Annotated in this window: 14 protein-coding genes; 7 read left to right on the forward strand and 7 right to left on the reverse strand. The window is 68.2% G+C overall.

From position 1 onward, the window contains the following. Positions 1 to 41 precede the first annotated feature (41 nt). Positions 42 to 932, forward strand: coding sequence for a rhomboid family intramembrane serine protease (locus ACFVYS_RS14440; RefSeq protein WP_389501975.1), 891 nt, complete (start codon positions 42 to 44; stop codon positions 930 to 932). Between the two features lie 277 nt (positions 933 to 1,209). Here the strand turns inward: ACFVYS_RS14440 and crgA are convergent, their stop codons facing one another. Further along, complete coding sequence (gene crgA, locus ACFVYS_RS14445) at positions 1,210 to 1,464, reverse strand: cell division protein CrgA (protein WP_054242100.1); 255 nt, start codon at positions 1,462 to 1,464, stop codon at positions 1,210 to 1,212. A gap of 140 nt (positions 1,465 to 1,604) precedes the next feature. Between crgA and ACFVYS_RS14450 the strand changes: the two genes are divergently transcribed. From ACFVYS_RS14450 to ACFVYS_RS14475, 6 genes are read left to right on the forward strand one after another with little or no spacing between them, the layout of a single operon-like run. Then, a complete protein-coding gene (locus ACFVYS_RS14450; protein ID WP_389501977.1) occupies positions 1,605 to 2,423 on the forward strand; it encodes a DUF881 domain-containing protein in 819 nt (272 codons plus the stop codon). 33 nt (positions 2,424 to 2,456) lie between these two features. Continuing rightward, a complete protein-coding gene (locus tag ACFVYS_RS14455; RefSeq protein WP_389502133.1) occupies positions 2,457 to 3,134 on the forward strand; it encodes a class E sortase in 678 nt (225 codons plus the stop codon). 52 nt (positions 3,135 to 3,186) lie between these two features. Then, positions 3,187 to 3,348 carry a hypothetical protein gene (locus ACFVYS_RS14460; RefSeq protein WP_142265183.1) on the forward strand — a complete coding sequence of 54 codons (162 nt, stop codon included), beginning with the start codon at positions 3,187 to 3,189 and terminating at the stop codon, positions 3,346 to 3,348. Continuing rightward, positions 3,345 to 3,983 (forward strand): aminodeoxychorismate/anthranilate synthase component II, encoded by a 639-nt coding sequence (locus ACFVYS_RS14465; RefSeq protein WP_389501979.1) that lies wholly within the window; start codon positions 3,345 to 3,347, stop codon positions 3,981 to 3,983. The genes ACFVYS_RS14460 and ACFVYS_RS14465 overlap by 4 nt, the downstream gene beginning before the upstream one ends. Then, complete coding sequence (locus tag ACFVYS_RS14470; protein WP_389501980.1) at positions 3,980 to 5,035, forward strand: class E sortase; 1,056 nt, start codon at positions 3,980 to 3,982, stop codon at positions 5,033 to 5,035. The genes ACFVYS_RS14465 and ACFVYS_RS14470 overlap by 4 nt, the downstream gene beginning before the upstream one ends. A 22-nt stretch (positions 5,036 to 5,057) precedes the next feature. Further along, positions 5,058 to 5,819, forward strand: a complete 762-nt coding sequence (locus ACFVYS_RS14475) for a class E sortase (protein WP_389501982.1) — start codon at positions 5,058 to 5,060, stop codon at positions 5,817 to 5,819. A gap of 100 nt (positions 5,820 to 5,919) precedes the next feature. On the opposite strand, the gene ACFVYS_RS14480 is transcribed toward ACFVYS_RS14475, so the two are convergent. The 6 genes from ACFVYS_RS14480 to ACFVYS_RS14505 all read right to left on the reverse strand — a co-directional run bounded on the left by ACFVYS_RS14480 (position 5,920) and on the right by ACFVYS_RS14505 (position 14,422). Further along, positions 5,920 to 6,951 (reverse strand): restriction endonuclease, encoded by a 1,032-nt coding sequence (locus ACFVYS_RS14480; RefSeq protein WP_389501983.1) that lies wholly within the window; start codon positions 6,949 to 6,951, stop codon positions 5,920 to 5,922. A 206-nt stretch (positions 6,952 to 7,157) separates the two neighbouring features. After that, positions 7,158 to 9,140: a Stk1 family PASTA domain-containing Ser/Thr kinase gene (gene pknB / locus ACFVYS_RS14485; RefSeq protein ID WP_389501985.1), complete on the reverse strand. Its 1,983-nt coding sequence runs from the start codon at positions 9,138 to 9,140 to the stop codon at positions 7,158 to 7,160. 169 nt (positions 9,141 to 9,309) lie between these two features. Further along, a complete protein-coding gene (locus tag ACFVYS_RS14490; protein WP_389501987.1) occupies positions 9,310 to 10,779 on the reverse strand; it encodes a peptidoglycan D,D-transpeptidase FtsI family protein in 1,470 nt (489 codons plus the stop codon). Next, positions 10,776 to 12,215 (reverse strand): FtsW/RodA/SpoVE family cell cycle protein, encoded by a 1,440-nt coding sequence (locus ACFVYS_RS14495; RefSeq protein WP_384118086.1) that lies wholly within the window; start codon positions 12,213 to 12,215, stop codon positions 10,776 to 10,778. Before ACFVYS_RS14495 ends, ACFVYS_RS14490 begins: the two co-directional genes overlap by 4 nt. Before the next feature lie 27 nt (positions 12,216 to 12,242). Beyond that, the gene (locus tag ACFVYS_RS14500; RefSeq protein WP_389501989.1) at positions 12,243 to 13,766 is read right to left on the reverse strand and encodes a Stp1/IreP family PP2C-type Ser/Thr phosphatase; all 1,524 of its coding nucleotides are present in this window, start codon (positions 13,764 to 13,766) and stop codon (positions 12,243 to 12,245) included. A 140-nt stretch (positions 13,767 to 13,906) separates the two neighbouring features. Then, positions 13,907 to 14,422, reverse strand: coding sequence for an FHA domain-containing protein (locus tag ACFVYS_RS14505; protein ID WP_093780442.1), 516 nt, complete (start codon positions 14,420 to 14,422; stop codon positions 13,907 to 13,909). Between the last annotated feature and the right edge of the window lie 4 nt (positions 14,423 to 14,426).

Raw genomic sequence — 14,426 nt, forward strand, 5'->3', positions numbered from 1 at the left:
ACTCGACCACGACAACTCGGACGACTTACCTGGGGGAGCCCATGGACCAGGCGCCTGGCAGCCGGCAGGACGACGCGCAGAGCGGCCTGCCCGTCTGCTACCGGCACCCCGACCGGGAGACCGGCATTCGCTGCACCCGTTGCGAGCGCCCGATCTGCCCGGAGTGCATGGTCAGCGCCTCCGTCGGTTTCCAGTGCCCCACCTGCGTCCGCGAGGGCTCCGGCACGGGTCACGCGCCCAGTGCCTCGCAGCCCCGCACGCTCGCGGGAGGCGTCGTCACCGCCGATCCCCGGCTGCTCACCAAGATCCTCATCGGGATCAACGTGGCGGTGTTCCTCGCCGTGCAGCTGCGGTCCTCGTTGCTGGACAGCCTGGTGCTGTTGGGCCAGTGGCCGCCGGCCCCCTTCAACCCGACGGAGGGTGTGGCCGAGGGCGAGTGGTACCGCATGGTCACCTCGATGTTCACACACGAGGCTCCCTGGCACCTCGCCTTCAACATGCTGAGCCTGTGGTGGCTCGGCGGCCCGCTGGAACAGGCGCTCGGCCGGGCCCGCTATCTGTCGCTCTACCTGGTGTCCGGCCTCGCGGGCAGTGCGCTGGTCTTTCTGCTCGCCGCGCCGGGCACCGCGACGCTGGGCGCATCGGGCGCGGTCTTCGGTCTGTTCGGCGCGACGGCCGTCCTCATGCGCCGGCTGCGGCAGGACATGCGGCCGATCATCGCGCTGCTGGTGATCAACCTGGTCATCACGTTCGGATGGAGCGGTATCTCCTGGCAGGCGCACATCGGCGGTCTGGTCGCCGGTGTGGTGATCGGCGTCGGCATGGTCCACGCCCCCCGTGAGCGCCGGGCCCTCGTCCAGTTCGGGATCTGCGGCTTGATGCTGGCGATCGTCGTGGTGGTGACGCTCCTGAGGACCATCCAGCTCACCTGAGCGCGCCGTTGTCCACAGTCTGTGGCGAATCTTGTGCACAACGTGCGGGAACAGCTGTGCCCCCTGCCATCGACCTGTGTTTGCACAGGTCAGGCAGGGGGCGAACATGCTTTCGAGTGAGGGTGACAGCCGGTAGTTACGTCACACCGGCGTCAACCTCCGATGAGTTATCCACAGATCGTCTTTCTTTTCCCCATGTGGAAAACTGCTGTGGATAACTCAGGGGATAGATCTGGGCAGAGCTACTCGCCCCGCGCCGACCTTGCTGCTGTCACCGTTACTTCCACTGCGTGGAGACGCCGAATCCGGCCGCGATGAACCCGAAGCCCACGACGATGTTCCAGTTGTCCAGCTTATCGATGGGCAGGGAGCCGTCCGTGACGTAGAAGACCACGATCCAGGCGAGTCCGATGAGGAACATGGCCAGCATCACCGGCGCGACCCAGGCACGGCTGTTCAGCTTGATGGCGGTCGCCTGCTTCGCCGGGGGCGGCGTGTAGTCGGCCTTCTTGCGGATACGTGACTTCGGCACGAGGGTCTCTCCTGTCGATGCGCTGCGTGGCCGCGCAGGTGCTGGATCGGGCTCGGGGGCTGCGTGCTAGGGGACTGAAGGGCTCCCCCGGGCGTCCGTTAGCGTAGTGCTTCTACGGCGCCGAAGGAGATAAGGGTACGTTGAGCAATTCTGCCGACTCCCCCGGGACGGGTACAACGGGTTCCGCCCCCGAGTCCGCCGGCGACTCCCCCTCCGCCTCCGACCGCCGGGGCGGCTTCCGGCCCGTACGGGTGCTCACCGTGGGGGTCTTCGCCCTCGCCGGCCTCCTCTTCTTCACCAGTTTCAACACGGCCAAGGGCACCAACATCCGCACGGACGCCTCCCTGCTGAAGCTGTCCGACCTCATCCAGGAGCGCAGCCAGAAGAACGGCGAGCTGGACGAGACGAACGGGGTCCTGCGCGACGACGTGGAGTCGCTGGCCGAGGCCGACGACGGCAGCACCCAGGCCCAGGACGACAAGCTCGCGGGCCTGGAGAAGGACGCCGGGACCCAGAAGGTCAAGGGCAAGGCCATCACGGTCACCCTCAACGACGCCCCGCCGAACGCCACCGCCAAGCTCCCCGGCTACCCGGAGCCGCAGCCCGACTACCTGGTCATCCACCAGCAGGACCTCCAGGCCGTCGTGAACGCGCTCTGGCAGGGCGGTGCCCAGGGCATCAAGGTCATGGACCAGCGGCTGATCTCCACCAGCGCCGTGCGCTGTGTCGGCAACACGCTGATCCTCCAGGGCCGCGTCTACTCGCCGCCGTACAAGATCCAGGCGGTCGGCGACCCGGAGAAGCTTCAGCAGGCGCTCGCCGAGGCCCCGGCGATCCAGAACTACATGGTCTATGTGAATGTCTACGGCCTCGGCTGGAAAGTCACCGAGGACGGGGCGGTGACTCTGCCCGGCTACTCGGGCACAGTGGATCTGCACTACGCCAAGCCTGTGGAGTAGGGGAGCAGCGGCCGCCGGGGGGCGCCTGTGTCGGTGCGGGTGATCGTCAGGACGTTCAGCGAGCTGTGCATCACCGCCGGCACCGTCATCGTCCTCTTCGTGGTCTACGTACTGTTCTGGACCGGCGTGCAGGCCGACCGCGTCATGGGTGACCAGATCGACGACCTCCACGATCAGTGGGCACAGGGGACCGCGGCCCCCGCCCCCGGCGCGAGCGCCACCGCGCAGCCGGCGCCGTACCGCGTGGGCAGGCCCTTCGCGGTGATGTACATCCCGCGCCTTGGTTTCACGTGGAACAAGCCGGTGCTCGAGGGCACGGCGACCGGCACCCTGAAGAAGGGGCTGGGGCACTACGCGGGCAGCGCGCGGCTCGGGCAGACCGGGAACTTCTCCGTGGCCGGTCACCGCCGTACCTATGGCGACCCTTTCAAGGACTTTCCCGAGCTCAGGCGGGGGGACGCGGTGGTCCTGACGGACGGGACGACCTGGTTCACGTATCGCATCGACAGAGGGCCTTACAAAACCGTGCCCTCGGACGTCGAGGTGATCGACGCTGTGCCACGTAAGTCGGGGTATACGCGTCCGGGCCGGTATCTGACGTTGACCACGTGCGATCCGGAATGGGGGCACAGTCACCGGCTGATCGTCTGGGCGCACCTGGACTCCACACAGCCCGTGGAGGCAGGCGAACCGAAGGCCCTGCGCCGTTAGTCTGGTGGCGTACGGCGTGAGTCAGGTGCCGTGATGCGACGGAAGGGACGGCATGTACGGCTGGATCTGGCGGCATCTGCCGGGAAACGCGTGGGCCAAGGCGCTGATCTCGATCATGCTGGTCGTGGCCGTCGTGTACGCGCTGTTCCAGTACGTCTTCCCGTGGGCCGAACCGCTGCTTCCCTTCAACGATGTGACGGTGGACAACCAGTGAGCGCGCGCATCCTTGTCGTCGACAACTACGACAGTTTCGTCTTCAACCTGGTCCAGTACCTGTACCAGCTGGGCGCCGAGTGCGAGGTCCTGCGCAACGACGAGGTCTCCACGGCCCACGCCCAGGACGGCTTCGACGGCGTGCTGCTCTCCCCCGGGCCCGGTACGCCCGAGGAGGCCGGCGTGTGCGTCGAGATGGTCCGGCACTGCGCGGCCACCGGTGTCCCCGTCTTCGGCGTCTGCCTGGGCATGCAGTCGATGCAGGTGGCGTACGGCGGTGTCGTGGACCGGGCGCCGGAGCTGCTGCACGGCAAGACCTCGCTGGTGGAGCACGAGGGCCGGGGTGTGTTCGCCGGCCTGCCGACCCCCTTCACGGCGACCCGCTACCACTCGCTGGCCGCCGAGCCGGCCACGGTTCCGGCCGCACTCGAGGTCACGGCCCGTACGCACGACGGAATCATCATGGGCCTGCGCCACCGTGAACTGCCCGTCGAGGGCGTCCAGTTCCACCCCGAGTCGGTGCTGACCGAGCACGGGCACCGGATGCTGGCCAACTGGCTGGTGGAGTGCGGCGACCAGGGCGCGGTGGCGAGGTCGGCGGGGCTCGCCCCGGTGGTGGGCAGGGCCTCGGCGTGACCGCGCTGCGCCCCGAGCGCGAGGACTCGTACGGCACCGCGCCGTACGAGTCGTTCGGCGGTGATGCCTACGGAGCCGGTCCCTACGCAGGGGAGCCGTACCAGCCGCCGATCGACGAGGAGACGGTGGCGCTGCGGATACCGCCGGCGTCCATGTTCGGCGGCGACCCCATATCCGCTTCTGGCGCCTCGACGGCCTCCCCCACCCCTGGAACCCCGGCGGGCGGTCGTGCGGCCCGCAGAAAGGCCGCCAAGGGCCGTCACGGCCGCCATGGGGGCCCGGGCGACGTCTCCGAGTCGTACAACGGGGCCGATGCGCCGTCGCAGGGCGAGCGGCCGCTGTCCCGCGTCGAGGCGCGCCGTCGGCAGCGGGCCCGTAAGCCGAGCGCCGCCGTGGTCGCCAGCCGGGCGGTCGGCGAGGTGTTCATCACCACGGGCGTGCTGATGCTGCTGTTCGTCACCTACCAGCTGTGGTGGACGAACGTGCGGGCGCACGCGCAGGCGGACAAGGAGGCCAGCAGCCTCCAGAACGACTGGGCGAGCGGCAAGGGCGCCCCGGGGGTGTTCTCGCCGGGGCAGGGCTTCGCCATCCTGCACATCCCGAAGCTGGACGTGGTGGTGCCGATCGCGGAGGGCATCAGCAACAAGAAGGTGCTCGACAAGGGCATGGTCGGGCACTACGGCGAGAGCCCGCTGGAGACGGCGATGCCCGACGCGAAGACCGGCAACTTCGGGCTCGCGGGTCACCGCAACACGCACGGCGAGCCGTTCCGCTACATCAACAGGCTGCAGGCGGGCGACGACATCGTCGTCGAGACGCAGGACGAGTACTTCGTCTACAAGATGGCGTCCTCCCTGCCGGTGACCGCGCCCAGCAACACGAGCGTCCTCGACCCCGTGCCGCCGGAGTCCGGATTCACCGGGCCGGGCCGGTACATCACCCTCACCACCTGCACCCCGGAGTTCACCAGCAAGTACCGCCTGATCGTCTGGGGCAAGATGGTCGAGGAACGGCCGCGCAGCAAGGGAAAGCCGGATGCGCTCGTCGAGTAGGCGTGCAGTCGAGTAGGGGCAGATGAACGTGGCAGCGACCACCGGCGACACCGAGCACGAAGAGCACGCGCGCGTGGACGCGCCCGATCCCGCGCCGCGGCGCCGCGGTGGCGGCCGGATCGCGTTGGCCGTCAGCGTCTTCGGCGAACTCCTCATCACGGCCGGCCTGGTGCTCGGCCTCTTCGTCGTCTACTCCCTGTGGTGGACGAATGTCGTGGCCGACCGGCACGCGGACCGGCAGGGCGACAAGGTGCGTGACACCTGGGCCCGGCAGGACGGCGGTCCCGGGGCGCTCGACACCAAGGACGGCATCGGCTTCCTGCACGTGCCCGCGATGAAGAACGGCGAGGTGCTGGTCGAGAAGGGCACCTCGTCGAAGATCCTCAACGACGGCGTCGCCGGCTACTACACCGACCCTTTCAAGGCCGCTCTCCCGACGAGCGGCAAGGAGGGCAACTTCACGCTCGCCGCCCACCGCGACGGCCACGGCGCGAAGTTCCACAACATCGACAAGCTGGAGAAGGGCGACCCGATCGTCTTCGAGACGAAGGACGACTGGTACGTCTACAAGGTGTACGCGGTCCTCCCCGAGACCTCGAAGTACAACGTGGAGGTCCTCGGCCAGATCCCCAAGGAGTCCGGCAGGAAGAAGGCCGGCCACTACATCACCCTGACGACCTGCACGCCGGTCTACACGAGCCGCTACCGGTACGTCGTGTGGGGCGAGTTGGAGCGCGTGGAGAAGGTGGACGCGGACCGGACGCCGCCGGAGGAACTGGGCTGAAGTGACAGAGCCCTTCTTCAAGGGCTTCGTCACCTAGCATGACGATGGCCCGAAGCCGCAACTTGCCTTTGCGGCTTCGGGCCATCTGCCTGGCTCCTGGTTACTCGAGAACCGCCAGGGCCGCCCCAGCGCTCCACTCCTCCAGCAGCCCCCGGTGCACGGCGGTGATGCCGGTCTCGGCGGCGATGTTGAGGGCATCACGCGTAAAGGGGCAGGTTGCTACGAACAGCGCCACCTCGGAGTCGTGCAGGACCTTGGCGGCCCCGAGGAACTTCTGGAGCTCGGGGCTGGTGATGGAGAGGTGGGGCGCGAACCTCTTGCATTGGACTACGAGGCGTCGCCCGTGGGCCGTGAGGGCGGTGATGTCGACGCCGCGGTCCCTTCCGCCGCCCTGCACGACGACATCGGTGCAGCCGTCGCGGCGCAGCAGTGTGGCGATGTGCTCCTCGAACTCGCGTCCGTTCATGGCGTCCATGGAAGCCATGACTCCGGCGAGCGGCCGGTCGTCGCGTGGGGCTTCCAGCCGCTGCAGCCGGGCGTGGTGCTGCCGGAGCCGCTTTTCGACCCGTTGGACGCCTGCTCGGAGGGCGATCAGCTCCCGTTGGTGCTCGCCTGCTGTTTCGATCAGGGTGTTGAACATGGGTACGACGGTTTGGCCGAGGATGTGGGTGATGCGCTGGTCGATGCGGTCGTCGAGGGAAGCTGTGTTGCCGTGGGCGGAGATTTCCACAGGCTGTGGGCGGGATGCGTGCTCCACGTCCAAGAGGTACACGCGCACCTGACGTGCGACGTCGCTGTCTCGTAGCAGCATGGCCACGTTGAGGACGGTTCGGCGGGAGAAGAGAGCCAGGGAGCGGGTACGCGACTGAATGCCACTGAGGTCCTTGAAAGACCTCAGTGGCTCGCCCGTCAGGGCGTGGTAGCCGTTGGCTTCAAGCTCCCTTCGGTGTTCCTTAACGAGTGACTTGATGGCTTCCAAACCCACCTCGAAGTACGCCGCCACCATCGCCGTGGACACATGCATCCCGTCCGGCAGCAGGGACAGTGCCTTCACCCTGTCGAGTACGTCCGTGCGGTCGAGCGCGCTGTCGCGCAGGCTCTTGGATTCCAGCAGTACCGATTCGTTGATCACGTCTGCCGCTCTGTTCGTGGTCGGGCCGTGTGGCCAGGGCAGAGCTGTGACATGACACCCCACCCCAATCGATCAACGAGTCAGCCGATATGAAGACACGATCGTTTTGTGGGCGTGGGCTCGGTCGGGTGAAGCAAAGGCGTGGGCCCCATCGGACGCATCCGGTGGGGCCCACGCTCTTGCCTTGTGCGGTCAGCCGCGTGCGGTCAACCGCCGGTGCCGCCGAAGAAGTTGACGCCGCCGTTGTTGCCGCCGTTGTTGTTGTCACCGTTCTTGAAGGCGACCAGGTTGACCGTCTGGCCCTTGTTGACGGTGCTGCCGGGGGCCGGGTCCGAGCTGATGACCTGGGCGTCGTCGTCCGAGTTGCCGGTGATGTTGCCGACGGTCAGACCCGCGTCCTGGAGCGCCTTCTTGGCGTCCTTGACGCTCAGGCCCTGGAGGTTGGACGGGACCTGGGTCTGGGTGCTCTTGCCGATCTGGATCTGGACCGTGGAGTCCTTGTCGGCCTGGGAGCCGATCGCCGGGACGGTCTGGATGACCTTGCCGACCTGGTTCTGGTCCTGGGTGTCGACCTCGACGCAGTTGCCCTTGAGGTCGTTCTGCTCCATCTGCGCCTTGGCCTCGTCGCAGCTCTTGTTGGAGACGTCCGGGACGGTGGCCTTCTCCTGGGCCTTGGCGATGGTGAGGGTGATGGTGGTCCCCTTCTCCACCTCCTTGCCGAGCTTCAGGCTCTGCTCCAGGACGGTGCCCTCCGCCTCGGTGGACACCTGCTGCTTGGTCTCGACGACGAGCCCGTACTGGTCGCCTTCCAGGAGCGCCTTGGCGTCTTCCAGGCTCTTGCCGAGAACACTCGGCACGGCCACCTTCGGTGCGCCGGTCGACACGACGAGGTTGACGGTGGAGTCCTTGTCGACCTTGGTCGCGGCCTTGGGGTCCTGGTCGCAGATCTTGCCCTTGGGCTGGTCCTCGCAGGCCTTCTGGGTGACCGTGCCCAGCTTGAGGTCGCTGTTGGTCAGCTGTTTCTCCGCGTCGGCCTGGACCTGGCCGAGCAGGTTGGGCACCGCCACCGACTCGTTGTTCACGCCGCCGCTGAACACCCACTTGCCGATCAGTACCGCACCGACGAGCACCAGCACCGCGGCGACGACCAGCAGGATCGTCGAGGCGTTGGACTTCTTCTGGCGGCGGCGGTCGGGACGGTCGTCGTAGCCGTAGCCGCCGTCGTCCGGGTTCATGGGCGGCAGCATCGACGTGGCCCCGGCGTCCGCGGAGCGCATGGCCGTGGTCGCCTGGTCGTCGCCGTAGCCGCCGTAACCGACCGAGCCCATGGCCGCCGTCGCGCCGACCGGCTGGCCGTCGAGGCAGGCCTCGATGTCCAGGCGCATCTCGTCGGCGGACTGGTAGCGGTAGTTCGGGTCCTTGACCAGCGCCTTCAGGACGATGGCGTCCATCTCGGGGGTGATCTCGGGGTCGAAGACGCTCGGGGGCTGCGGCTCCTCCCGGACGTGCTGGTAGGCCACGGCCACCGGGGAGTCCCCGACGAACGGCGGGCGGACCGTGAGCAGCTCGTAGAGCAGACAGCCCGACGAGTACAGGTCGGAGCGCGCGTCGACCTGCTCGCCCTTGGCCTGCTCCGGCGAGAGGTACTGGGCCGTGCCGATGACCGCGGACGTCTGGGTCATCGTCATCCCGGAGTCGCCCATGGCGCGGGCGATGCCGAAGTCCATGACCTTGACCTGGCCGTTGCGCGTCAGCATGACGTTCGCGGGCTTGATGTCGCGGTGGACGATGCCGGCTCTGTGCGAGTACTCCAGGGCCTGGAGGATGCCGATGGTCATCTCCAGCGTCCGCTCCGGCAGCAGCTTGCGGCCGGAGTGGAGCAGCTCACGGAGCGTGGAGCCGTCGACGTACTCCATGACGATGTACGGGATCGAGACCCCGTCGATGTAGTCCTCGCCCGTGTCGTAGACCGCGACGATCGCGGGGTGGTTGAGCGAGGCGGCAGACTGGGCTTCCCGGCGGAACCGGGCCTGGAAGGAAGGGTCGCGCGCGAGGTCCGCGCGCAGCGTCTTCACCGCCACGGTGCGGCCGAGGCGGGTGTCATGCGCGAGATAGACCTCGGCCATGCCACCACGGCCGAGCACATGGCCCAGCTCGTACCGGCCGCCGAGGCGACGCGGCTCTTCCATAGCTACCTACCAGCCCTCTCCGTCGGTCCCGACCGGCACACGTGTGCGGCCGGAGGCTACCGTCCGGGCATACCGTACCCGGACGGCGCTGTGTGACCTGGCCAAGCCCGTCACCCGATACAGGACCGGTATCGCAACGTGCACCGATGTGTAGGCGACGTGATGGGGGTCACTTCTTGCTGTCGATGACTGCCTTCATCACGTCCCTTGCGATCGGACCGGCGAGACCGCCGCCGGTGATGTCACCGCGGTCGGCGGCGCCGTCCTCGACGACGACGGCGACGGCCACCGGCGCGCTGCCGTCGGACAGCTTCGCGTAGGAGATGAACCAGGCGTACGGCTTCTCGCTGTTGTCGACACCGTGCTGGGCGGTACCGGTCTTGCCGCCGACAACGACGTTGTCGATCTTGGCCTTGCCGCCGGTGCCCTGCGGATCGTTGACGACCGACTCCATCATTTCCTGGAGGGCCTGTGCCGTCTCGGACGAGACGGCCTGGGACAGCTGCTGGGGCTCGGTCGTCTCCAGGGTGTCCAGGTTGGGGGCCTTGAGCTGGTCGACCATGTACGGCTTCATCAGCTTGCCGTCGTTGGCGACCGCCGAGGCGACCATGGCCATCTGGAGCGGGGTGGCGCGGTTGGAGCCCTGGCCGATGCCGTCCAGGGAGTTCTGCGGCCGGTTGTCCTCGGGGTAGACCGACTCGGCGGCGCGCACCGGGGTGTCCAGCTCGGCTTCGTTGAAGCCGAACTTCCCGGCCTGCTCGATCATCTTCTCGTTGCCGACGTTGTCGGCCATCTTCGCGAAGACGGTGTTGCAGGACACGGTGAGCGCGTAGCGCAGCGTGGCGTTCTCGCAGGCGCCGTGCTCGTTGGTGAGCTTGCTGGTGGACTGCGGCAGCGGGAACGGGTCCGGGGTGTCGGTCTTCGCGTCGACGTCGGAGACCTCGCCGTTTTCCAGCGCGGCGGCGGCCGTGACCACCTTGAACGTGGAGCCGGGGGGGTAGGTCTCGCGCAGCGCGCGGTTGAGCATCGGGTCGTCGGCGTCGTTCTTCTTCTGGACGGCCTTCCACGCCTCGGCGTCCGTGTCGGAGGAACCGGCGAACTTCGACGGGTCGTACGACGGCGTGGAGACCAGCGCGAGGATCTTGCCGGTGGACGGCTCGATCGCGGCGACCGCGCCCTTCTTGTCGCCCAGGCCCTTGTACGCGGCCTTCTGCGCGGCGGCGTTGAGGGTGGTGACGACGCTGCCGCCCTCCTTCTCCTTGCCCGTGATCATGTCCAGGGTGTTGCGGAAGAAGAGCCGGTCGTCGTTGCCGCTGAGGATGCCGTCCTCCAGCTTCTCCAGCTGGGTGGCGCCGAAGGCCTGCGAGGAGTAGCCGGTGACCGGCGCCCACATCGCGCCGTTGGACCAGGTGCGCTTGTACTTGTAGTCGCCGGTGGTCTCGACCGAGCCGGTGATGGCCTTGCCGTCGACGATGATGTCGCCGCGCGGGGTGGAGTAGCGCGTGATGTTGACGCGGCGGTTCTTGGTGTCGCTGGCGAGGGTGTCCGCCTTGACGTACTGGAGGTAGTTGTCGCGCAGCAGCAGGGTGAGGACCAGGAGGCCGCAGAAGATCGCGATCCGGCGCAGGGGCTTGTTCATGACGGGCGGACCACCTGGGTCATCTCGGCGTCGGGGTTCGAGGCGGGGGCGGGCGCGGGGCGGCGCGCGGTGTCGCTGATGCGGATCAGGATGCCGATCAGCGCCCAGTTGGCGATGACGGACGAACCGCCGTAGGCCAGGAAGGGCATCGTCATACCGGTGAGCGGGATGAGGCCCATCACACCGCCGGCGACGACGAACACCTGGAGGGCGAAGGCGCCGGAGAGGCCGATGGCCAGCAGCTTGCCGAAGGGGTCGCGGGCGGCGAGGGCGGTGCGCACACCGCGCTCGACGATCAGGCCGTACAGCAGCAGCAGCGCCATGATGCCCGCCAGGCCGAGCTCCTCGCCGAAGGTGGCGAGGATGAAGTCGGAGTTGGCGGCGAACTTGATCAGCTCGGAGTGGCCCTGGCCCCAGCCGGTGCCGAGGGTGCCGCCGGAGCCGAACGCCCACAGGGCCTGCATGGCCTGCTCGGAGTGGCCGACGACGCCCTGCTGGGAGAGCGTGTACTCCTTCATCGGGTCGAGCCAGGCCTGGACTCGCTGCTGGACGTGGCTCTCGAACTGGGCCACGCCGACCGCGCCGGCCGCGGACATCAGCATGCCGAAGACGATCCAGCTGGTCCGCTCGGTGGCGACGTACAGCATGATGACGAACATTCCGAAGAACAGCAGCGAGGTGCCGAGGTCCGTCTCGAAGACCAGGATCAGGATCGAGATGATCCAGACGACGATGATCGGACCGAGGTCGCGGCCGCGCGGCAGGTACAGGCCCAGGACCCGGCGGCTGGCCAGGGCGAGCGCGTCGCGCTTCACCATCAGATAGCCGGCGAAGAAGATCGCCAGCACGATCTTGGCGAACTCACCGGGCTGGATGGAGAAACCGGCCACCGAGATCCAGATCTTGGCGCCGTAGATGTTCTGCCCGAGGCCCGGCACGAGCGGCAGCAGCAGCAGGAAGATCGCGCCGACCATGGAGATGTAGGTGTAACGCTGCAGGACACGGTGGTCCTTGAGGAAGACCAGCACCACGACGAACAGCGAGATGCCCATCGCCGTGTAGAGCAGCTGCCGTGGCGCGGCGGTACCGGCCTGTTCGATCCGCTGCAGCACCTTGGACTGGTCGAGCCGCCAGATCGCGACGAGCCCGAGCCCGTTCAGCAGCGTGGCCACCGGCAGCAGCAGCGGGTCCGCGTACGGCGCGAACTTGCGCACGACGAGGTGCGCGACGCCGGCCAGCAGGCCGAGGCCGAGGCCGTAGCTCAGGAGGCCGGACGGCACCTTCTCGTTGATGGCGAGGCCCACGTTGGCGTAGGCGAAGACCGGGATCAGGACGGCGAACACCAGGAGCGCGAGCTCGGTGTTGCGCCGGCTCGGGGTGCCGATCGAGCCGATCGTGGACGTGTGGTGCGTCGGCGAGTTGGTAGTACTGCTCATCGTGTGACGGGGCCTCTCACGGCTTGCCTACTGCTCACCGCACCGCGAGACGACCTTCTGCTCTTCCTCCGAAAGGCTGGGGCCGGGGGTGGGAGTAGTGGTCGCGGGTGCGGACGGGGACGCGGTTGCCGAGGGGCTCGGCGATGCCTTGGACGTGACGGAGACGGGCGTGGTTCCCGTGGTGCCGCCGGCCTGGCCCTCGCCGGTCTTCGAACCGGTCTTGCTCGCCGTGGGGGTCTCGGCGTGCTTCTTGCATGCGGAGGCCTGGACGGCCAGCTCGTCGATCTTCTTCTGGGCGGCGGCCAGGTTGCCCTCGGCGATCGTCGCCTCGACCAGCTTCTGCTGGTAGTCCGGGAGGTACTTGAGTTCGATCTCGGGGTGGTCCTTCTCCACCTTCGACAGCGACACCCATGCCAGGTCCTGGCTGATGCCCCGGTACAGCGCGACGTGCTCGCCGCTGGTGCCGACGTAGTACTGCGTCTGCGTCCAGCGATAGCCGCCGTACAGGCCGCCGCCGATCACGGCGAGCGCGAGCACGCTGTAGAAGGATCTCTTCAGCCACCTACGGCCCTTGCGTGGCTTGACGAAGTCCTCGTCGGTGTAGTCGCCGAAGCCGTCGGTGGGGATGAAACCGGTGATGTCACCGCCGGAGCCGGGCGGGCCGAACTCGCCGCCTCCGCCGCGCCCTTGCTGCCTGCGGCCGAGGCCGGAGGCGCGCCCTGCCGGGGTCTGCATGATGCCGTTGTCCTGCAGCTGGAGCTGATTCTCGGCAACCGCGCCGACCACGACCGGGACGTCGGAGAGCTGCCCGGCGAGGGTGTCGCCGGTGTCCAGGTCGAGGACGTCGGCGACGATGACCGTGATGTTGTCGGGGCCGCCGCCGCGCAGCGCGAGCTGGATCAGCTCCTGCACGGTCTCCTGGGGGCCCTGGTAGCTGGCGAGGGTGTCCTCGAGCGTCTGGTGCGAGACGACGCCGGACAGGCCGTCGGAGCAGATCAGATAGCGGTCGCCGGCCCGGACCTCGCGGATCGACAGATCCGGCTCGACATGCTCACCGCTGCCCAACGCGCGCATCAGCAGCGACCGTTGGGGGTGGGTGGTGGCCTCTTCCTCGGTGATGCGGCCCTCGTCGACGAGGCGCTGCACCCAGGTGTGGTCCTGCGTGATCTGGGTCAGTACGCCGTCCCGCAGCAGGTACGCGCGCGAGTCGCCGACGTGCACGAGCCCGAGGCGCTGGCCGGTCCACAGCAGGGCGGTCAGGGTGGTCCCCATGCCCTCGAGCTGGGGGTCCTCCTCGACCAGCGAGCGCAGTTGGTCGTTGGCACGCTGGACGGCGGTGCCGAGCGAGGTGAGGACGTCGGAGCCGGGGACGTCGTCGTCCAGGGCGACGATGGTGGAGATGGCCTCGGAGGAGGCGACCTCACCGGCGGCGGCGCCGCCCATGCCGTCGGCGATGGCGAGCAGGCGGGGTCCGGCGTAACCGGAGTCCTCGTTGCCCTCCCGGATCATGCCCTTGTGCGATCCGGCGGCGAAACGCAGTGACAGACTCATGCGCACCTCGCCCGTCGGCCCCGGGTACAGCCGGTCGTGTCGAGCCACACTGCCCACCCTCCGGTCGGGAGCACGCCGGGGCCATGGGTGCCGGCCGCCGCCGCGTGCTCGCTCCGCTCGCACTCACTCATGATGTAGCACTACTTCCGCAGCTCGATGACGGTCTTGCCGATACGGATCGGCGCGCCCAGCGGGATCGGTGTGGGAGTCGTCAGCCGCGATCGGTCGAGGTACGTGCCGTTGGTGGAACCCAGGTCCTCGACGATCCACTGGCCGTCGCGGTCCGGGTAGATCCTGGCATGACGGCTGGAGGCGTAGTCGTCGTCCAGCACGATCGTGCTGTCGTGCGCCCGGCCCAGACTGATGGTCTGGCCCTGGAGCGCGACGGTCGTGCCGGTGAGGGTGCCCTCGGACACGACCAGCTTGGTAGGTGCGTTACGACGTGTGCGGCCGGCGGCGGCGGGCTGCTGGCGCTGCTGCGGAGGCGCCTGCTGGCGCTGTGCCTGCTGCGCCCGCCCTGCCTCCCGGCGCGAGCCGCGCTGGGTGACACGCGTACCGAAGAGGTCGCTGCGGATGACCTGCACGGCCACGATGACGAACAGCCACAGTACGGCCAGAAAACCCAGCCGCATGACCGTGAGGGTCAGCTCTGACATTGCC

Source organism: Streptomyces sp. NPDC058295, from assembly GCF_042880655.1.
Classification (GTDB): domain Bacteria; phylum Actinomycetota; class Actinomycetes; order Streptomycetales; family Streptomycetaceae; genus Streptomyces; species Streptomyces coriariae.

What these genes read in the sequence shown, in the direction of transcription:
- ACFVYS_RS14440 (WP_389501975.1), top strand. Translation starts at nt 42, where the DNA reads ATGGACCAGGCGCCTGGCAGCCGGCAGGACGACGCGCAGAGCGGCCTG.
- ACFVYS_RS14460 (WP_142265183.1), top strand. Translation starts at nt 3,187, where the DNA reads ATGTACGGCTGGATCTGGCGGCATCTGCCGGGAAACGCGTGGGCCAAG.
- ACFVYS_RS14475 (WP_389501982.1), top strand. Translation starts at nt 5,058, where the DNA reads ATGAACGTGGCAGCGACCACCGGCGACACCGAGCACGAAGAGCACGCG.
- pknB (WP_389501985.1), bottom strand. Translation starts at nt 9,140, where the DNA reads ATGGAAGAGCCGCGTCGCCTCGGCGGCCGGTACGAGCTGGGCCATGTG.
- ACFVYS_RS14490 (WP_389501987.1), bottom strand. Translation starts at nt 10,779, where the DNA reads ATGAACAAGCCCCTGCGCCGGATCGCGATCTTCTGCGGCCTCCTGGTC.
- ACFVYS_RS14495 (WP_384118086.1), bottom strand. Translation starts at nt 12,215, where the DNA reads ATGAGCAGTACTACCAACTCGCCGACGCACCACACGTCCACGATCGGC.
- ACFVYS_RS14500 (WP_389501989.1), bottom strand. Translation starts at nt 13,766, where the DNA reads ATGAGTCTGTCACTGCGTTTCGCCGCCGGATCGCACAAGGGCATGATC.
- ACFVYS_RS14505 (WP_093780442.1), bottom strand. Translation starts at nt 14,422, where the DNA reads ATGTCAGAGCTGACCCTCACGGTCATGCGGCTGGGTTTTCTGGCCGTA.